14 protein-coding genes are annotated in these 20,726 nt (G+C 34.8%); 3 read left to right on the forward strand and 11 right to left on the reverse strand.

The genetic code is table 11. The features are described from left to right. Positions 1-176 precede the first annotated feature (176 nt). Both B0A81_RS07830 and B0A81_RS07835 read right to left on the reverse strand, forming a co-directional pair. Complete coding sequence (locus B0A81_RS07830; RefSeq protein ID WP_244281323.1) at positions 177-2,225, reverse strand: M16 family metallopeptidase; 2,049 nt, start codon at positions 2,223-2,225, stop codon at positions 177-179. 12 nt (positions 2,226-2,237) lie between these two features. Further along, positions 2,238-3,560, reverse strand: a complete 1,323-nt coding sequence (locus B0A81_RS07835; RefSeq protein ID WP_089057507.1) for a M16 family metallopeptidase — start codon at positions 3,558-3,560, stop codon at positions 2,238-2,240. Positions 3,561-3,832: 272 nt separating this feature from the next. Between B0A81_RS07835 and rplU the strand changes: the two genes are divergently transcribed. Continuing rightward, complete coding sequence (gene rplU / locus B0A81_RS07840) at positions 3,833-4,270, forward strand: 50S ribosomal protein L21 (protein WP_068844917.1); 438 nt, start codon at positions 3,833-3,835, stop codon at positions 4,268-4,270. 24 nt (positions 4,271-4,294) lie between these two features. Then, a complete protein-coding gene (gene rpmA / locus B0A81_RS07845) occupies positions 4,295-4,555 on the forward strand; it encodes a 50S ribosomal protein L27 (protein ID WP_017497241.1) in 261 nt (86 codons plus the stop codon). 342 nt (positions 4,556-4,897) lie between these two features. On the opposite strand, the gene B0A81_RS07850 is transcribed toward rpmA, so the two are convergent. The 3 genes from B0A81_RS07850 to miaE are packed head-to-tail and all read right to left on the reverse strand — an operon-like array spanning position 4,898 to position 8,818. Further along, positions 4,898-5,368 (reverse strand): hypothetical protein, encoded by a 471-nt coding sequence (locus B0A81_RS07850; protein WP_089057508.1) that lies wholly within the window; start codon positions 5,366-5,368, stop codon positions 4,898-4,900. Positions 5,369-5,424: 56 nt separating this feature from the next. After that, complete coding sequence (locus B0A81_RS07855; protein ID WP_089057509.1) at positions 5,425-8,187, reverse strand: AsmA-like C-terminal region-containing protein; 2,763 nt, start codon at positions 8,185-8,187, stop codon at positions 5,425-5,427. Positions 8,188-8,236: 49 nt separating this feature from the next. Next, entirely contained in the window at positions 8,237-8,818 is a 582-nt protein-coding gene (gene miaE, locus B0A81_RS07860; protein WP_089057510.1) for a tRNA-(ms[2]io[6]A)-hydroxylase, read from the reverse strand. A gap of 114 nt (positions 8,819-8,932) precedes the next feature. Between miaE and B0A81_RS07865 the strand changes: the two genes are divergently transcribed. Continuing rightward, on the forward strand, positions 8,933-10,177 hold the full coding sequence (locus tag B0A81_RS07865) for a glycosyltransferase (RefSeq protein ID WP_089057511.1): 1,245 nt from the start codon (positions 8,933-8,935) through the stop codon (positions 10,175-10,177). A gap of 75 nt (positions 10,178-10,252) precedes the next feature. On the opposite strand, the gene B0A81_RS07870 is transcribed toward B0A81_RS07865, so the two are convergent. The 6 genes from B0A81_RS07870 to porU form a co-directional block, all read right to left on the reverse strand. Next, entirely contained in the window at positions 10,253-12,100 is a 1,848-nt protein-coding gene (locus tag B0A81_RS07870; protein WP_089057512.1) for a hydrolase/aminopeptidase, read from the reverse strand. Between the two features lie 126 nt (positions 12,101-12,226). Continuing rightward, the gene (locus tag B0A81_RS07875; RefSeq protein WP_089057513.1) at positions 12,227-13,861 is read right to left on the reverse strand and encodes a pyruvate dehydrogenase complex dihydrolipoamide acetyltransferase; all 1,635 of its coding nucleotides are present in this window, start codon (positions 13,859-13,861) and stop codon (positions 12,227-12,229) included. 4 nt (positions 13,862-13,865) lie between these two features. Then, complete coding sequence (gene pdhA / locus B0A81_RS07880; protein WP_089052629.1) at positions 13,866-14,864, reverse strand: pyruvate dehydrogenase (acetyl-transferring) E1 component subunit alpha; 999 nt, start codon at positions 14,862-14,864, stop codon at positions 13,866-13,868. Between the two features lie 158 nt (positions 14,865-15,022). Beyond that, positions 15,023-15,505: a cytidine deaminase gene (gene cdd, locus B0A81_RS07885; protein ID WP_089052630.1), complete on the reverse strand. Its 483-nt coding sequence runs from the start codon at positions 15,503-15,505 to the stop codon at positions 15,023-15,025. A gap of 78 nt (positions 15,506-15,583) precedes the next feature. Continuing rightward, on the reverse strand, positions 15,584-16,792 hold the full coding sequence (porV, locus tag B0A81_RS07890; protein WP_089057514.1) for a type IX secretion system outer membrane channel protein PorV: 1,209 nt from the start codon (positions 16,790-16,792) through the stop codon (positions 15,584-15,586). A 41-nt stretch (positions 16,793-16,833) separates the two neighbouring features. Next, positions 16,834-20,670, reverse strand: a complete 3,837-nt coding sequence (gene porU / locus B0A81_RS07895; RefSeq protein ID WP_089057515.1) for a type IX secretion system sortase PorU — start codon at positions 20,668-20,670, stop codon at positions 16,834-16,836. Positions 20,671-20,726 lie beyond the last annotated feature (56 nt).

The following is a 20,726-nucleotide window of genomic DNA, read 5'->3' on the forward strand; positions in this document are numbered from 1 at the left end:
AATGTGAGATAATATATATTGTCAGGCTGAGCGAAGTCGAAGCCCTTTGCGCCCTTCGACTTCGCTCACGGTGACAAAACGAGTAATAAAAAAAGCCTTGTCAAAGTTTAAACTTTGACAAGGCTTTTAAAAATCTTAGTCCCGATAGCTATCGGGATAGTTCCTCAGAATCTTTTTTACAAGAAATCTGCATCCGAAACACCTTCATTGATCTTGATGTCCGACATTTTGATATCTAATTCAAAGCCTACATTTTGAATTAAGTTAAAAGGAACTTTTACACCTTTTACCTCTTTGTAGTCATTAAAGTTTGTTATTTGTGTATTCGATTTTCCGTCTTGTTCACGAGTTTTAGCTTCTGCCGTTTTTAATCCTGATTTCACATCATAGAAGTAAGTAGTTTTACCATCTTTGATTGCATAAGCATCACTTCCGTTAATTGGCTCAATGCCTTCAACTTTTAAATCTGCTCTTTTAATCAGTTGTAATTCTTCAAAAGGAGCTGCATTGGCTTTCATTTCAGCAAGATCATTTCCTTCAAGGTTTTTACGTTTTCCTTGTTGTTCGATATATGCGCCTTTATCGTTTACAACTTGTTTCATTAAATTCATTGGTCCCATTGCAAGAGATACCATCATTTTTCCTTTCGAATCTAATTTTGATGTAAAAGTAAGTGGAGAAGGAGCTTGCGGAATTGTTGTAGTTCCGTTCATGTAAAGAGTTTTTACAGCTGTTACTGCTTTTTCTCCGCCAATTGCTTTAATGTAATTTTCGAAAACAGTTTTAGCAGTAATTCCAGTTGGAACCTCTTTTTTTGTTGCTGGTTTCTCAACCGGATTTCCGTATTTGTCAAAATAATAAATAGGAATTTGAAGTTTTTCCAAGCCTGTAATAACATCAGATCCTTTTCCTGCAATTACAATTCTCATATTGTCCAGTAAAAAATATTTATTCGCTACACGGTAAATATCATCTGCAGTAACATTGTTAATGGTTTGAATGTATTTTTCGTAGAAATCAGCCGGAAGCTTTTCTGTTTCAATGTTTAGGGCATATCGCGCTACAGCTTGCGGTTTTTCAACCTGCATTACAAAACGACCAATATATCCAGCTTTTACGTTTTTAAGAACATCTTCAGAAACCTTTTCAGTTCTGATTCTTTTTATTTCTTTTATAAATTGAACAACTGCGCTGTCTGTAACGGTGTTTCTAACTGCAGATGAAGCTTTGAATTTAGTTACATATTTTCCGCTTCCAATACTTGAACTCGCGCCGTACGTCCAAGCGTGCTGCTCACGTAAATTCATGTTTAAGTAACTGTTGAAATCACCTCCCAGAATTTGATTTGCAATTACAGCAGGGAAAAAATCAGGATCGCTCATTCTTAAATTTACAGTATTTACTAATGAAATTTCAGATTGAACGGCATTTGGCACATCGACAAAATCAATTTGAAGTTTAGAAACATTCTCAGGATTTGGATATGTGTTTTTTGGAGCAGATTGTTTTTTCCAGCCGTTAAAAAGTTTTTCGACTGCCGCTTTTGCTTCTTTAAATTTTATGTCTCCAATAATTACTAAATAAGCATTTTCAGGAACAAAATAAGTAGCGTAATTAGCTTGAACATCTGCAAGAGTTACATTTTTTACTGTTTGTTCAGATAAATATTCTCCAGAAGGATGATTTTTTCCGAAAGCCAAAACATCAACTACACGACTGGCAATTGCTGGAACGCTTTTTTCATCGGCTTTAAGGCCTTCAAGTAATTTTGCCTTTTCTTTATCAAATTCGCTCTGAGTGAAATTTGGCTGTAAAGCTCCTTCTGCTAAAAGTTCAAGAACGCGTCCTGAATATTTAGAAAGCGAACTTGCGTAAGCTCCTGATGACGAGAAATTAATGTTTGCGCCATAAAAATCTATTTCTTCATTAAAAGCTTCTTTGGCAGTTTTTTTGGTTCCGTTACCAATTAAACTGCTTGTTAATTCGTCAACGCCTTTTTTGTTTCCTTCGGTAAAAGGTGCGTTGTCCAGCGTAAGATTAAAACTTACTCTAGGAAGTTTATGATTTTCAACTACCAAAACTTTCATTCCGTTTGCCAAAACAAAAGTTTGTGGTTTTTTGATGTTGACTACAGGCGGATTTCCTGGTTTTGGTTGTGGACGATCTTGTGCTTGCATAATTCCAGTCAGGAATAAAAGGATTAAAACTGTATGTATTTTTTTCATGATTCGAGGCTCTTAATTTTGAACTTTAGTTGAAGGGATGTAATCTAAAATTAAACGCTGATTTGGGTTTAAATACTTTTTGGCAACTTCTCTAATTTCTTCTCTTGTAATAGAGTGGTAAAGATCGATTTCAGTATTAATCAGGTTCACATCGCCATAAAGTAAGTAATATGAAGCTAGATTTTCAGCGATTCCTTCAACAGTTGCATTTGCATTAACAAAATTATTGTCGAATTTGTTTTGCAGTTTCTCATAGTCTTTTTCAGAAATCAGATCAGTTTGGATTTTTACAATTTCCTCATCCATTTCTTTTAAAACATCTGCAGTCGTATGCGGTGCCATTGGTAAACCGTACAAAATGTATGTTCCGTAATCTTCCTGGCTGAAGCCGACTGCGCCAATTTGAAGCGCCATTTTTTTGTCGTCAACTATTTTTTTGTACAGCTTAGAGCTTTTTCCGTCACTTAAATAGGAAGAAATTAAATCTAAAACTCTAGCGTCTCTCGTTTTCATAGACGGCGTTCTGTATGAAGCCACAATCATTGGAATTTGAATGTTTGGATCTTCGTAAGTCGCTTTTATCGTTTTGGTAATCGGTTCTTCGATAAAAGTTTGTTTTTTTACTTCTTCACCTCTTGGAATTGGAGCGAAATATTTCTGAATCCATTCCTTGGTTTTGGCTTTGTCAAAATCTCCTGCTACTACTAAAACAGCATTATTTGGAGTGTAGAACTTTTTGTTAAATGCTTGGAATTCTTCAAGAGTCGCAGCATCTAAATCTTTCATAGAGCCAATTGTAGTCCAGCGATATGGATGATTTTTGAACATGTTTTTTTTAACCTCAGGTAAGATGTTTCCATACGGCTGGTTGTCATAACGCATTCTTTTTTCTTCCTTAACAACTTCGTTCTGAGTTTCAACGCCAATTTTATTAATGATTGGGTGCATTAAACGTTCTGACTCCATCCATAAACCCAGTTCTAAACTGTTTGATGGAAAAACTTCGTAATAATAAGTTCTATCATCCGAAGTATTGGCATTGTTGACACCGCCATTTGCAGTAACGATTTTCATCCATTCGCCGCGTTTGATATTTTGAGTTCCTTCAAATAATAAATGTTCAAAGAAATGTGCAAAACCGGTACGATCCGGGCGTTCGTCTTTTGAACCCACATGGTACATTACAGATGTGATAACAACAGGAGCAGAGGAGTCATTGTGCAAAATTACATGCATGCCGTTGTCTAAATTGTATTCTTCAAAAACTACTTTTTGAGCATGAGCAACTCCGCCAAGCATTAGTGCAGCACTTAACATCATTATTGAATTTTTCATAGAGATTAATAATTTTTATTTACCTAAGTAATAGGTAGTCCTGAATTGATTATAGTTACATCAAAAATAGTTTTTTTTGTGTAGTTTTTTGAAATTTTACACGATAGATGATTAATTTAACAGTATTTTACATCTGTTTGAAATTTTGATTAGCTGTTGAAGTGCTTGAAAAAGAGACTTTAGGGTAAAATAAATATTTTTAGAATTAGGAATTGCACAGTAAATTAATAGTTGTATATTTGCAACCTTAAAAATCAATAAATCAATTTGGTATGTATGCAATCGTAGAGATAGCAGGGCAACAATTTAAAGTAAGCAAAGACTTAAAGGTTTATGTTCACCGTTTAGCTAATGAAGAAGGTTCAAAAGTTTCTTTTGACAAAGTTCTTTTATTAGATGATAATGGAAATGTAACTTTAGGCGCCCCAGCTATAGAAGGTGCTTCTGTAGAAGCTAAAGTGTTACAACACTTAAAAGGAGATAAAGTTATCGTTTTCAAAAAGAAAAGAAGAAAAGGATACAAAAAAAGAAATGGTCACAGACAATATCTTACTCAAATTGTAATTGAAGGTATTACTGCAGCAGGAGGAACTAAAAAAGCAGCGGCTAAAAAAGCAGTTGTAGCAGAAGATGCAGCTACTGAAGAAGTAGAAGCTCCTAAAGCTAAAAAAGCAGCTCCAAAAGCAAAAAAAGAAGCTACTAAAGAATAATAACAATATTTAAACTCATACGTCATGGCTCACAAGAAAGGTGTCGGTAGTTCGAAGAATGGTAGAGAATCAGAATCAAAACGTTTAGGCGTTAAGATTTTTGGTGGTCAAGCTGCTATTGCTGGGAACATCATCGTTAGACAAAGAGGTTCAAAACACAATCCAGGTGAAAATGTTTACATCAGTAAAGATCACACACTACACGCAAGAGTAGCTGGAGTTGTTAAGTTCCAAAAGAAAAAAGATAATAAATCTTATGTATCTATCCTTCCATTCGAAGCATAATCATTAGATTACTATTTATAAAAAACCCGTTCTGAAAAGATCGGGTTTTTTGTTTTATATGGTTTTGTCGTATAAGTTATGTAAGAGGATTTACGCTTACTTTGTTTTGTAGTTTTGTTTTATTTGGTTCGTTTTTTTGTCATTTCGACCAGAGGGAGAAATCACACAGGTAGATCGACAAAGTTTTGGGGTTTTGCTTGAGGAGTTTCTGGTGAGATTTCTCCCTTTGGTCGAAATGACAAAATTTGGATAGGGTTTCAGATAAAGAAAAAAACCTTTGTCAAAGTTTTAAACTTTGACAAAGGTTTATATTGTGTAAAAGAAGATCGATTGTTAAAACTATTAATTTGTTCCTTTTTTGTTTGTTTTAATGTGTTTGTAGATGAATTTTTCTAATTCTTTTCCATTAAAAGTATTGTCTTCAAATTCGAAATAGATTTCATCTTCATAATTTTGTTTTAAAGTGATTAATCTAGTATTGCTATTTTTTTCTTCAAGATTAATATCGAGCCATTTCTTTGGTCGAATGTTTTCAATATACTGTGCGTTTGCTGAATTAATAATTCTACAAAATTCTGAGATTTCATTTTTGCTTAATAAAAAGGAATGTTCTTTATAGAAATCGTATTTCTTTTTGTTCCATATCCAGCTGCCATCTCCATTGTGAATTTTGGTTATGTTGTTGGAGTTAATATTAGCTTTTTTGGAAATGTCAAAAGAAGCTTGTTTGTAATAAAACATATTGAAAACTGCCCATGCGAATCCTATGTTGGCAAATACTATTAAAAGTATGGATAGTTTTTTCTTGTTCATTTTTTATTTCTGAATGATATTAGGAGTGCAAAATGAATACAGTAAACTTAAAACATTTAATCTTCCGTATCTTTAGTTTCTTCTAAATCTTGAGATTTTCTTCCAACTTTTATTTTTGGATTGTCTTGAGTTCCGGTAACTGTAAGTGGAATTCCGAATATTCCAAATGGAGGTAAACCTAAGCGCATTTTTAAATTCAGTTTTCCGTCTAGACTTGTTGTGCCTTCAATTCTTGGTCTGAAGCCGGCAAATTTAAATTTAAAACGTTCAACAGTCATAATGTTGTTTTTAATCGTGGTCTTAATATCGACTTTAGAAAGATCAGGATTTTTAATAGCTTCTGTACTTGTTTCCTTGCTTACTGCGGTAAACATTTTTAAGCCTCTTACTTTTACATCTTTAACAGAAAGAATTCCGCCTCCAGAAAGTGATGGGTAAACGGGTTCCATTTTGCTGTTTAAACGTCCCTTTAATTGATAATCTAAAGATACAATACCTTGAGCTTTCTCAGCTGCACTTGCCATTTTTCTAAAAACCTCAATTTCGTTATAGGCTCTCTTAATGTCAAAGTCTGATGCTTTTATAGCGTAATCAAAATTGGCTTTTTGCGGCGTTATGGCTTGGTAATTTGCATTCATAGTAACATTGCAGCCAATTAGATTAAAACCAGTATTCTGCATTGTTAATTTTCCTTTGTTCATGCTTAAATTACCAATTGCATTCTGAAGATTAAGTTTGTCGAAACTTACTTTCTGAGCAACGGCATTAAATTGCAAATTCAAGTTAGTTGGAATTATAATAACTCCTGTTTGTGTGTTCTCGGTTTGTTTTGTCTCTGCTTTTGGAGATGGATTTTGTGTTACAGAAGTTTCTGCATTTGTATTCGACATAAATTCATCAACATTAATGTATCGAGAAGTAGCTTTGAATTTACCTTTTAAAACACCTGTATTGGTTGTTACATAGTTAAAAACATTTTGTAAATATCCATTCATTTTAAAATCAGATTGGCCATAAGCTGCCAAAAAGTTGTTGAAAGACATTTTGTCCTGATTGATTTTGAAAATTCCTTCTTTAATAATGAATTTTTTAGGCAGGTATTCAGATGTAATTCCGATGTTTCTAAGTTCCAGCGTTCCTTTGTTGTATAGTTTGCTGTAATTTCCTTTTTCGGCATCGCTTTGTTTTCCTTTCAACACCACATCAGCTTTTACGAAACCGTCAAGGTCAAGACCTTTTTGCGAGAAAACCTTATATATTTTGTTCACATCAAGTTCACCCTTTGCTTTTATGTCGTAAGCTAAATCATCAAAATTGCTTAAATCTGCTTCAACAAAAACGGGTTTTCCTTCAAAGGTAAATTGAGCCGGCTTTAGATTGATGTTTAAGTCGCCAAAAGTTCCCTTCGGATTATCAATTTTAGATTTTATCGTAATATCAGTAATTGGATTTGGATAATAAGGTGTTTTTAAATATCCGTTTTCCAAATCAATAGTTCCGTTTGTAACAGGAAGGAGCTTGTTCTTTAAATCAAATTTACCATTTGCTTTTACGTCGCTTGTTAAAGCTCCTTTTAATTCGATTTTAGGAATTCCAAGTGCTTTTGTTAATTTTTCAAGATCAATTTTGGATTTAAAATCGGCGTTGATTTCGGGAGTTTTTATGCCTTTTACATAAAACTTAGATTTCAAATAATCTTTGTTCATGTTTAGAGAAACGTTCTTAGCGTCAACAGTTAAAAGATCTGGATTTAAAGATGGAACTTTAGTTTTTACATCTAAGTTTAAATTTGAAACAGGAAATGGACTTTTGTTGTAATTCACAAATCCGCTGTCTATTTTTAGGTCAAGATTCAAGTCAGGAGCTATATTTTTTGATGCAATATAATCTCCTTTTAAAGTTAGAAGTAAATTGGTGTTTCCTTTTATTTCGGTTTTTGACAACCAAGTAATGTATTTAGGAGGAAAAGCTGTGAAAACATCGTGTAAATCGCTGTTGTCAGATTTTATTACAAAATCCATATTGTAGCCATCTTTTAAGAAATCAAATTTCCCTTTGAAATCTATTAAAAGCTGGTTTATTTTTAAGTTATTCTGTTGGAAGAAAAACGATAAGGAGTTAATGTTGACTTTTGTAATTAAATCTGCATTGACTTTTTTGTTCATTAAATAAGGTTCATTTTCATAAACGATATTCAGCTTTTCAATTTTGGCTTTTGAGTATAAATCAAAAACAGCTTTGTTTAAATCTCCTTTTCCTAAATAATTGAATCCAAAAGCATCAAAGTGAATTTTTGTTGATTTGTCATCGTAAATAATTTTACTGTTTAAGATTTCAATTCGTTCCAGTTTCAAGGCAGTTTCAGTGCTGTCTTTTTCTTCTGAAGCTTTAGCCTGCGATTTATAAATATTGTAATTTGCTTCTCCGCTAGGGTTTACTTTTACATTTATAAAGGAATCCGATAGGTAAATCTGATCAATTTTTACAGATTTACTGAAAATTAAACTGGCGACATTTATTCCGAAAGAAACTTCTTTGGCAGTAATGAATTTTTCATTTTTGTATGGTGCAGATCCATTAAGACTAAAGTTGTCTAATGTCAATGTAAGAGATGGAAAATGGCGAAAAAATGAAACGGAAACGTCAGAATAGTTGAGCTCCGCGCTTAGCCTTTCGTTGGCAGTTTTTTTGATCTGATCTTTAATTTGATCTTCAAAAATAATAGGAGTTAAAAATAATAATCCTAAAATAACAACGAAAGTTATCCCTAAATACTTGGCAATTTTAAATACGATTGATCTGGATTTACTTTTTTGCATAGTAATTTGTGGTGTTTAATAAAATAATAATGTCAAAAAAAGATGTAATTTATCCGTGTACAGTTTCTTTTTTACCGTAATTGGTAATAATAGAACCTTCATATTCAATCCACTCTTTCCATCGTTTATCGATGTCAATATTGTCTTGGTATTTTCTTGCAAATCCTAAAAATGTTGTATAGTGCCCCGCTTCAGAAATCATTAAATCACGATAGAATTTGGCTAATTCTTCATCTTTAATATTTTCCGAAAGAACTTTAAAACGCTCACAGCTTCGGGCTTCAATCATGGCTGAAAATAATAAGCGGTCACACAGCGCATCACGTCTGCTGCCGTCTTTTTTCATGAATTTAAACAGCTCATTTACATAGTGGTCTTTTCGTTCGCGCCCTAAAGTAAGTCCGCGTTTTTTTATAACATCATGCACCATTTGTAAATGTTCAAGCTCTTCACGTGCAATTATAAGCATTTCGGTTACCAGTTCTTCTAATTCAGAATTATAAGTAACGATACTTATTGCATTCGAAGCGGCTTTTTGTTCGCACCAGGCGTGATCTGTCAATATTTCTTCAATGTTTGACTCCACAATATTTACCCAGCGCGGGTCTGTAGCTAATTTTAATCCCAACATAATTTCCTTGCATTTTTAGTTCTTGCAAAATTAGTGTTTTTTATGACGAAAAGTCAGGAAATATCGTTCAAATGCGCTCAAAAAAGCATTATTTTGTAAGTTGAAAAAAAAATGATGAATCAGATAAAAAAACTTTTAATAATTGGATTTGTCTGGCCTGAGCCAAATTCTTCTGCAGCAGGAGGGAGGATGATGCAGTTGATTTCTGTTTTTATCGCAAACGGATATCAAATTACATTTGCCAGTCCTGCTTTAGACAGCGAATTTATGGTTGACTTGTCTGAGTTTGGTGTCGAGAAAAAAAGTATCGAATTAAATAGTTCAACTTTTGATGATTTTATAATTGAATTAAATCCAGATGTGGTTTTGTTTGATCGTTTTATGATTGAGGAGCAGTTTGGCTGGCGTGTAACAGAAAATTGTCCTAAAGCAATTCGATTGTTAGATACAGAGGATTTGCATTGTTTAAGAACAGCAAGACAGAAGGCGTTTAAGGAAAATAGAGTTTTTCAGCTTGCTGATTTGTTGTCTGAAGAAGTAGCAAAACGGGAAATAGCGAGTATTTTAAGATGTGATTTTTCTTTGATGATCTCACAGTTTGAAATGGATCTTTTAAAAGATGTTTTTAAAATTAGTTCAAGTTTATTGTTTTATCTTCCGTTTTTAGTTGATAAAATGAATGAAGAAAGGTTTGGTGAATTACCTTCTTTTGAAGATCGGAAACATTTTATTTTTATTGGAAATTTTCTTCATGAACCAAATTGGAATACTGTTCAGTATTTAAAAGAATCGATTTGGCCTTTGATAAAAAAAGATTTTCCAGAAGCAGTTTTAGAAGTTTACGGTGCTTATCCGTCACAGAAAGTATTGCAACTGCATCAGCCTAAGAATGGTTTTTTTATTATGGGAAGAGCTGTAAATGCTAATGAGGTTGTGAAAAAAGCTAGAGTGGTTTTAGCGCCAATTCGTTTTGGAGCTGGTTTAAAAGGAAAGTTGTTGGAAGCGATGCAATGCGGAACTCCGAGTGTAACCACAACTATTGGTGCAGAAGCAATGAGCGGAGATTTAAATTGGAACGGATTCATTGAAGATGATCCGCAGGAATTTGCAAAAAAAGCGATTGTACTTTATCAAGATGAAAATCTTTGGAAACAATCTCAAAAAAATGGTATTGTGATTATAAATGAATGTTATCAGAAGAATAATTATGCCGATGAATTAATGATGAAGGTAGATTCTTTATTGATGAATTCTGATGAGCATCGTCTCCATAATTTTATGGGGAATTTATTGCAGCATCATGGTTATAGAAGTACAATGTACATGTCGAAATGGATAGAGGCTAAGAATAAAAACTAAATATTCGTTTTAAAGAAAAAAAAATCCCAATTACAATTGTAATTGGGATTTTTGAGTTTTAGTGTAAGCTGAAAACTATTTTAAAGTACCTTTAATATCTTGAATAGTTGTCGCGTGATAGCCAGATTTTGCTTTATCAAAAATTTGGTTTGCCCAAACTTTTCCTTCTGGTGTTTTTACCATTTCTTTATAAAGCATCATCACAGATCCAGTTCTGCTGCTTCCAATTAAAAATTGTTCAATATCAGGATTAGCAGCTTTATATTGATGGCGAATTGCCTGAACAAACCATTGACGTTTGATGATGAAATTGCCACCTTTTGTAAAGTTGAATTCCTTGTCAAGTTCTTCCATTTCTTTTGGTGTAATATCTGATGGAAGATGATCTATAAAATGTTGTTTCTCTGTAGTTGTTGTGATTTTTTTGCTTAATCCTTTCACGCCGGTTTCTCTCCAGCTTTTTTGGATTTTATCTATAGCATCAAAATCGGCAGAGCTTACAGGAGTAATATTTGATGGAATTCCAGGTTTGAAAATCCAGTCTTCTAGTTTTATTTTATCAGCAAGAGCTTTGTCGCCTTTAATAAGGTTTTCATTAAGGTATTTGATAAAATCATCAGTAGTGATCGATTTGAAAGCGTGCGCATCAAAATAGTTTTTGATGAAAACATCAAATTTTTCGCGGCCTACAGCGTTTTCAATTACTCTCAAAAACGCATATCCTTTTACGTAAGGAATCATGCTGATTCCTTCGTCAGGATTTCTTCCTGTAAGACTCACTTTTAGCCTTGTATCAGGATTTGTATCTCCATATTCAGCTACATTATCAATTAATTCTTTACGAATGATAACGTTTTGCATTTTAAATTCTTTTTGACCAAATATTGCTTCGCCAATTCGATGTTCAACATAAGTTGTAAAACCTTCGTTTAACCAAATATCATCCCAAGTTGCATTTGTAACTAAATTTCCGCTCCAGCTGTGTCCTAATTCATGTGCTAATAAACTTGTCAATGAACGATCTCCTGCAATAACTCCCGGAGTTAAGAATGTTAAGTTTGGATTTTCCATTCCGCCGTAAGGGAAACTTGGCGGTAAAACCAAAACGTCGTAACGTCCCCAACGATATGGACCATAAAGTTTTTCGGCAGCAACAACCATTTTTCCAAGTTCAGCAAATTCCCAAGCTGATTTTTTCAACATTGAAGGTTCTGCGTAAACTCCGGTTCTATTGTCGATAGATTGAAACGCAATGTCTCCAACAGCAATTGCCATTAGATAAGATGGAATTGCTTTGTCTTGTTTAAATGTGTAAACTCCGGTGTCATTTTTCTTCTGCGGATTTACGGCGCTCATTATGGCTAGTAAATCTTTAGGGACTGTAACTTTTGCATTATAAGTAAAACGAATTCCTGGTGAATCCTGGCAAGGTATCCAAGTACGTGACCAAACACTTTCTCCTTGAGAAAAAAGAAATGGTTTCTTTTTGTCTGCTGTTTGTTCTGGTTTTAGCCATTGTAAAGCTACTGCATCTTTAGTGGTGTTGTAGTAGATGTTTACTTTTGTCGTATTTGGTTCTATTGTAATATGAAGTGGTTTTCCGTGAAATTCGGTATTTTTTCCAAGTTCAAATTTTGTTTCTTTTTCTTCGTCACCTAAAGTTACTTTCGTAATGTTTAAGGTGTTTTCGTCGAATATAATTTCATTTCCTTTGCTGATATTGTCAATTAACCAAGATGCTTTTCCAGAAATAGTCTGTGTGTCAAAATCAACTTTTATGTCAAGATCTAGATGTTTAACTACAGCAAGTTCTGGTTTAGAATAGCTGTGTTCATCTGTAACGACTGCTGGTTTTTCTGTTTGGTCTTTTTTCTGACAGGCGATTGCCGCTAGGAATAAAGTAACAAGGATTAGTTTTTTCATTTTATCAAGTATTGAATTTGTGGGCGAAAATTAAACAAAAAATCCCGTTTTGAATAAACAAAACGGGATTTTATTAAATGTAACCTTCTTCCGAAGTCTCGGGACGCTCAGGTTGGAATAAGTAAATTATGCCAACATTGTAACTGGGCTTTCGATGTATTGTTTTAATGTTTGTAAGAACTGAGCTCCAGTTGCACCATCAATTGTTCTGTGGTCACAAGCTAATGATAACATCATTGTGTTTCCAACTACGATTTGACCGTTTTTAACTACTGGTTTCTCAACAATTGCACCTACAGAAAGGATAGCAGAGTTTGGTTGGTTGATAATTGAGTTGAATTCAGTAATACCAAACATTCCAAGGTTAGATACTGTAAAAGTACTTCCTTCCATTTCTTGTGGTCCAAGTTTTTTGTTCTTAGCTCTTCCTGCAAGATCTCTTACTGAAGCACCAATTTGAGATAAACTCATAGCGTCAGTAAATCTTAATACAGGAACTACTAATCCGTCTTCAACAGCTACAGCTACACCAATATTTACGTGGTGGTTGATGATGATAGCATCTTCTTTCCACTGAGAGTTGATTTTTGGGTGTTTTTTCAATGCTAAAGCACAAGCTTTAATTACCATATCGTTGAAAGATACTTTTGTATCCGGAACAGTATTGATTGTAGCTCTTGCGCCCATTGCTTCGTCCATGCTTACTTCGATCACTAAGTTGTAGTGAGGAGCTGTAAATAAAGATTCTGCAAGACGTTTTGCAATAATTTTACGCATTTGAGAGTTTTTGATCTCTTCTGTGTAAACTTCTCCCGCAGGTACAAATACTTTTGGTGCAGCAGGAGCAGATGCTTCTTGTTTAGCAGCTGGTGCTGAAGCAGCAGGTTGTGCTTGTGCAGATGGAGTAAAGTTTTCGATATCGCTTTTTACGATACGTCCATTTTCTCCAGATCCTTTAACTTGGCTTAATTGAATTCCTTTGTCAGAAGCAATTTTCTTAGCTAAAGGTGAAGCTAAAATTCTTCCTCCGTTTGAAGTTTCAGCAACAGTTTCTGTTGCTTGAGCAGCAGCAGGAGCAGTTTTTGTTTCTTCTGCAGCAGGAGCACTTGCAGCGCCTCCAGCAGTATAATTGACAGCAATTCCAGAAATATCAGTTCCTGCAGGTCCAATGATTGCTAGTAAGCTGTCAACTGGTGCAGTGTTTCCTTCTTGAATTCCGATGTATAATAATGTTCCAGCATTGAAAGACTCAAACTCCATGGTAGCTTTGTCTGTTTCAATTTCTGCTAAAATATCACCTTCAGCTACCGTGTCGCCAACTTTTTTCAACCAAGTTGCTACTGTACCTTCGGTCATAGTGTCGCTCAAACGAGGCATAGTTACAACAATAACACCTTTTGGTAATTCAGTTGCAGCTTTTGCAGGAGCAGTTTCAGTTTTTGCTTCAGCAGCAGGAGCATCAGCTTTAGGAGCTTCGGCTGCAGGAGCGTCACCACCAGCTAAAAGAGCAGAAATATCTTCTCCTTCGTTACCAATGATTGCTAATAATGAATCAACAGGAGCAGTTTCTCCAGCTTGAATTCCGATATGTAAAAGAGTTCCTTCGTTAAAAGATTCGAACTCCATTGTTGCTTTGTCTGTTTCAATTTCAGCAAGGATATCTCCTTCGCTGATTTTGTCGCCTACTTTTTTAAGCCAAGTTGCTACCGTTCCTTCCGTCATAGTATCGCTCAAACGAGGCATAGTTACTTTAATCGCCATGATGTTATAGTTTATGAGGTGTAAATGGATAGTCTTCTTGTGCGTATACTACGTCGTATAATTGTTGTAAGTCTGGGTATGGAGATTCTTCAGCAAATTTCTGACACTCTTCAACCAAGTCTTTAACTCTTTGGTCGATTACTTCAATTTCTTCTTCAGTAGCATATTTTTGATCCAAGATTACATCAAGAACTTGTGTAATTGGGTCAATTTTTTTGTACTCTTCAACCTCTTCTTTAGAACGGTATAATTGTGCATCAGACATAGAGTGTCCTCTGTAACGGTACGTTTTCATTTCAAGGAAAGTTGGTCCGTCTCCACGACGAGCTCTGTCAATTGCTTCAGTCATTGCTTCAGCAACTTTTACAGGATTCATTCCGTCAACTGGTCCGCATGGCATTTCGTAACCTAAACCAAGTTTCCAGATGTCAGTATGGTTTGCAGTTCTTTCAACAGAAGTTCCCATTGCATAACCGTTGTTTTCAACGATAAATACAACTGGTAATTTCCATAACATAGCCATGTTGAAAGCTTCGTGTAATGAACCTTGTCTAGCAGCTCCGTCACCAAAGTAAGTCATGGTAACACCACCGGTATTGAAATATTTATCAGCGAAAGCTAAACCAGCTCCCACAGGAATTTGTCCACCTACGATTCCGTGCCCTCCGTAAAAACGGTGCTCTTTAGAGAAAATGTGCATAGAACCTCCCATGCCTTTAGAGGTACCTGTTGCTTTTCCTAAAAGCTCTGCCATTACGTTTCTAGGATCAACTCCCATACCAATTGGCTGAACGTGGTTTCTGTATGCAGTAATCATTTTGTCTTTAGTCAAGTCCATAGCGTGCAATGCACCTGCTAATACAGCTTCTTGACCATTATATAGGTGTAAAAAACCTCTAACTTTTTGTTGAATGTATAATGCTGCAAGTTTGTCTTCAAACTTTCTCCAAAGCAGCATGTCTTCGTACCACTTTAAATATACTTCTTTTGTAACTTCTTTCATCTGAATTCTTTCTTTTGCTAAAGTTTGTTTGTGTTATCAATTGTTGCCTATAACGCAAAATAGTTTCCTCCCACAAATTTGCGCCCGAAAGGTCGGGATGCAAAAATAAGACATTCCTATTAAGAAGTAAAATTTAAAAGGCACTTTTTGGCTTTTTTTTACAAGAACTTTTTATCAAACATAAAAGGGAGTAAGTTTTTTAGGGATGCTGATTTATAAACTTCGCCAATTTCGCCCATAAAATAGATTTCAATAGGGGTGTCTTGTTTGATTTCGTATTCTGCAATAGATTGTCTGCATGATCCACAAGGCGGAATCGGTGCTTTGGTTTGGTTTGTGTCTGAAGCTGCTGTAATAGCTATTTTTAAAATTTTAGCTTCTGGATAAATACTTCCTGCGTGAAAAATAGCAACTCTTTCGGCGCATAATCCTGATGGATAAGCGGCGTTTTCTTGATTTGAGCCCAAAACTATTTTTCCGTTGTCTAAAAGTAAGGCGGCTCCAACTCTAAATTGAGAATAAGGTGCGTATGCTTTTTTGCGAATTTCAACGGCTTGTGTCATTAAATCCTGAATTTCTTCTGAAACTTCTTTTATAGATTCATAAACTGTAAATGATGATGTAATGCTTATTTCTTTCATTTCTTTTTATGGGAAAAAAAATCCAAATTTCTAAGTTTTTAGAAATTTGGATTTGTGATTGTTTTTTATTTGATCTTTTTAATATACCTCGTATTTGTCTCCAAAGTTAAAGGTTAAAGAAAAGCGAAGTGTATTTTCTAAAGGATTTTTAACATTTGATGATGAGAATAAATAAGACACGTCAACTTTCATGATGTTGTATTTAAATCCTGCTCCTAAAGAAAAGAACTGTTTTGCTCCTTTCATTGGGCTTTCATGATAATAACCTAAACGCATTGCGAAGGCATCTTGATACATATATTCTGCAGCAACGCTGTAGGTTATTTCTTTTATCTCTTCACTGAAGCCTCCCGGTGCATCTCCAAATGATTTGAATATTCCTGATACCCAGCCTGTGTCTTTGTAGTTTTTATAGTTTATAGAATTTGCTTTTTCTTGCGAGATGTCTTCTGGATCTGTAAAATCACCGTCGCCATTTGTGTCTACAGGTGTTCCTGGTCCAGGAGGTGTAGGAACTAAAAGTTTTGTCAACTCTACAGAAACTGCTAATTTGTTATAATCATCAAAAATAAAATCAAATCCACCACCGACTCTTAAATTTGCAGGCAAAAAGTTTGAGCTTAAATCGTCGTTGTCATAGCTTATTTTTTGACCTAAATTTTGAACATTAAAACCGGCTCTCCATCTTCCGTTAAAATCACGGTATGCAATTTCTTCTGATTGATAAAAACCTGCGATATCTACAGCAAATGATCTTGCAGCGGAAGCATCGACTTCTCCAGATGGAATTTTTAGGTTTGAGCTGATAAAACGTGCGGCAACTGCCATCGAGAATTTTTCGCTTAATTTTAATGAGTAAGAACCGTCTAGTGCAAGTTCATTTGGACTTACTTCTCTGGTAGGTTCACTTGGATCTCCAGTTTCTCTTAGCTCAATTCCTCCAAAACCAAAGTATCTAAGACTTCCTGCAAAGGCACTTCGTTCGTTTATTTTGTTGTAATAAGTTAATTGTCCAAGTGAAATGTCATTGGCTAAATCTGTTAAATAAGGCGTGTAGCTGATTGAAAAACCTTGGGCATCTTCTGAAAAAGCATATTTAGCGGGATTCCATTGTTGAGAAAAAACATCTGAAGAAGTAGCAACACCTTGGTCAGCAAGACCAGCAGCTCTCGCATCTGCAGCAACTAATAAAAAGGGTACTCCTGTTGTAATGGGGCGTTCAATATTTTGGGCTTTTGCGAATGAAATAATTAATAAAGAAATTAATAAAAACGATATTTTTTTCATTTGTGGGGATAAAGGTATTTATGTTACAAATATATATATTATTATAGAATTACAAGTTTTTCGTATTTTTCTGCTTTTTTATTTGTTAAATTAGATCGAACGGTAAGTTTATAAATGTAAACTCCTTTTCCAATTCGATCGCCAAAATCATCTTTACCATCCCATGATATTTCTCTAGATAAAAAGCCTTCTGTAGTAATGATTTGGTTTTTTGTCCAAACTACTTTTCCTGTTATTGTCATTACCTGAACCTGAACATCTAATGGCTCATAAGGTCTGTTGTGAGAAAACCAAAATTGAGTATAAGTTGAAAATGGATTAGGGTAATTAAGAACGTGTGTTAGTGTTAGTGCATCGTCGCCTACAACTATAAACTGTATTTCGCTTGTTACAGGATTGTTATAAACATCCCAAGCGGTGAAACTTATTGTGTGCAGACCCGGAGCTAAATTCCGCAGCGGGAAACGCAGATTTCCGTTTGTATAGTCATCTAATTTTGTTTGGTAGTAATCATTCAGAATATATTGATTGCTTACATCTCCGTCCAAAACGGCAATTATATCATGACCAATTCCGCCGGCAGTGTTGATGCCGTTTTCGTCTTCTAGAAATGCTAAAAGAAAGGGTGAATCGTTTGTGATACCGCCAGATACAAAAGTCTCATCGTTCATATATAACTTAACTTTCGGACTTATATTGTCCTGTGGTGCATTTTCGTTTATACCGCCAATTTTAATGATAGTTGTGCTGCCAGTTTGGTTCTCCAGCGCTAGATTTTTCTTTGAATAAAAACTAATTCGACCATTGTCAACTGGTATTCTGATGTCTCTTGGTACAACAAAACTAAATTCAAATTGACCATTGGTTACTGATGCATTTCCTCTAAAAATAGTTTCTCCAAGGGTTTTGAATGAGATTGCAGGACTGTATCCGTCATTGTTTAAAGTTGAGGCTGTAATCATTTTGTCAAAAATAGCGGTTGAGAGTTCTCCATTATAATTGCTTAAAATGCTGTTGTTTTCGTCTGTTATTTCGCCAGTGATTTTGATTTTTGATAATGATTTAAAGTCAGGAATTGGCTGTGAAATTGAAATATCGTTTACTTTGGTTAAATTAATTTTAGGTTTTGGAATAGCGAGCATTAATGCAGGATCACCTATATAAACGATAACATTGCTTGATGAACTTGGATTCTCGTTTTTTGAAATCCTCAGCGATTCTGCAATACTGTTGTATTGATTGGAACCGTATGAGAGAAGGTTTTTGCTTAAGATGTCGTTGAAATTTTCGGCATTAAACTGTCCTATTGCTCGCGTCGTTGTCAGCATTGAAATAGCTCCGCCTTTTGGATTCCAAAAAGTATATTCGCCTGCGGTTGGTCTTGTTGGGTCGTCAAATCTTGAAAACTCACAGGTTATTGTAATAAAAAGCGGGTATTTGTATTGATTGTTTAGGTTTTGTCCGTCTGACTTTTCCCAGATTCGCTCGCTTGCCAAACCGTCTTCTCCGCCGTGACCTAAATAATTAAAAACTAAAGCTCCTTTTTCAAAAGCATTAAAAAAATCAGTTCTAGCTTTTGGGTAGCGCGATCCTCCGGCAGAAGCTTCTTGTGTATAAGAATCTAAAATGATTTTGTCAATATTGAAAAAAGGTTTTTCTGTTGCAATTATATCTGCTAGATTGTTTTGACGAGCTTGCAGAGAAGCATCAGAACTTTGGTCGGAATCGTCGCTTATTAAAACGAAGTTGTTTCTCCAGTTTCCATAAGATTTTGTGTCGTGATATTCAAGTACTTTGTTGACCATTTCCTGTGCTTGAACATTGTCTGAGACCAACATTCGGCCAACAGCAATGTCAATTCCTCCAAAAGGATAGCCGACAATTCCTTCGTTGGAGTCCATTAAGCTATAAAAATCATCTGATGCAAATGATGCTTCGCCGGTTGTATTGCTTATTGGGGATTGATAAATAGGTACAATATTGGTGTTGTTTGGAATTCTATTTTTGTAATCATAAGATGCATCGCCAAACAGATTTACATATTTTATTCTTCTTTCAGGAGATGAAGCGTTATCATAAACGTATTTAATGCAGTTTCTAATTGCTGCAATATCTTGTTTGCCGGATGAAAATTCCTGATAGATATTTTCAAGCGAAACAACTTTTACACTTAAATTTGAATTAATGCGATGAAAAACGGCTAATTTTTCTGCTTGTGCGGCCAATGATTTTGGAGTTACAATTATATAATCAATATCTTGAAAGCTGTTTTGGTTGTTTCTAAAAAGTGTTCCTTTTAAATTTTGATTGGCAATTTTTGACTGATTTTCTTTTAAGGGAGTATAATAATCTGCGGCATCAATTGCGATATATTTTCTAACTTCTCCCAGGTTTGCTTTGAAGCTGAAAACAGTCTGATTTGTATTTTCAAATCTCGATATATTATATAGGTCTGTAATATCCCAAATTTGAGAAATTGTAGAAGCATTTCCGATAGTATAATTTACAATTCCGGTTGTTGAGCCGGCAGCGTTATATTGAAACTTGAATTGTTTGTTTGTGCCGAGAAGTTTTCTTTTAGCGGTTAAATTGATGTAGTCAAGATAGCCTTTTGAGCCCGGTACACCATTGTTATTATAGGTGAGTTTTATTTTTATGGTTTCGGTACCGGAAAATGTTGTATTTGCAGGTAGTTTTTGTGTTAGATATTTGATTTCTGAACTTGTCGAAAGGCTGTTGAAGTTTATAGTTCCAATGTTTTGTCCATTTGCAGAAATAATAAAGGAAGTAGGAGTAAAGGCTGCCGAGGCTGCGTTTAGTTCAATTTTTACTGGCGATGATGTGTCAATGTTAGGGAAGTTAAAAGAAAATTCTTGTTCTTGATTAGTATCAAATGCTTCTCCAAGCCATTGTCTTCCTAAGTGAACAAGATTGGTTTGATCTACTTCATGAAACTGATAGTCATCAAACGTATTGAGTTCTAAAGTGCTGTTTCCTGATGGCTGACTTGCATTTGGAATTCTTTTGCCTTCTCCTCCAGAACTGGTAACATAATAGTAGGATTTTGTATCGTACAGATTTAAGTTTGTTTGACTTTCAGTGTTCCAATTTTCTACACCTTCGGCATAGAAAAGGATGTAATCTTCATTGTTGAAAATACCGTCATTCTCTCCAATAATCTGAATCGCATTTTCGATTAGGTCCTCGGGATAATAAATGTTGTTTGATAAAGGAAGCATTTGTCCGCCATTACCATAGATTTTTATTCTTTTTGGGTCAGTTTTTCCAGGATCAAAACCTAAGCTTTGCAGAAAAGATTTTGAAATTTTGTAAACCCCTGATTTTTCGACATAAAAACGATACCAATCGCCCGAAGCTAATACAGAATTTGTTACGGAATTTGATTTTTGAAAAGCTGCGGAATTACTAGTTTTTGCTGTGGCGTTTGTAAGGAAGTAAGAAAATGATCGCAGGCGTTTAAAGCTGTTTCCTTCCTTTATAATAGGGTATAGAAACAAGAAGTTTTGTTTCGTGTCTCTGGCGCTTGTGCTTCTTAATGATTCGTTGAGTTTGTCTGGGATGTTTTCAGGGTTTAGGTCGCCTAAGTCAGCTCTTGAAATTGGCTCGTAAATGGTATTTGTAATTTGTACAGAAGAATTATCTGAAAGGTTTGACTGGTTTAGGTTGAGCAGAAGCGTTAAGTTTTTTTTAGTAATGTCGTACCGAAAAGTGTTTCCTGAAAAGTACGGAATTGTTGTTTTAAAGTCGCCGTAATTCATCTCCTTTTTAGGTTGCCAATCAAGTGTAAAACTCCCGTTTAACTGAGAGAATAAGAGAATTGGAATCAACAGAAAGGATACTATTAGAAACTGTTTCATTATCTAAGAAAGCGAAAATTAATTAAAAAAAAATTAGTAGGTAAAAATATAGTATT

It is taken from the genome of Flavobacterium plurextorum, assembly GCF_002217395.1.
Lineage (GTDB): Bacteria > Bacteroidota > Bacteroidia > Flavobacteriales > Flavobacteriaceae > Flavobacterium > Flavobacterium plurextorum.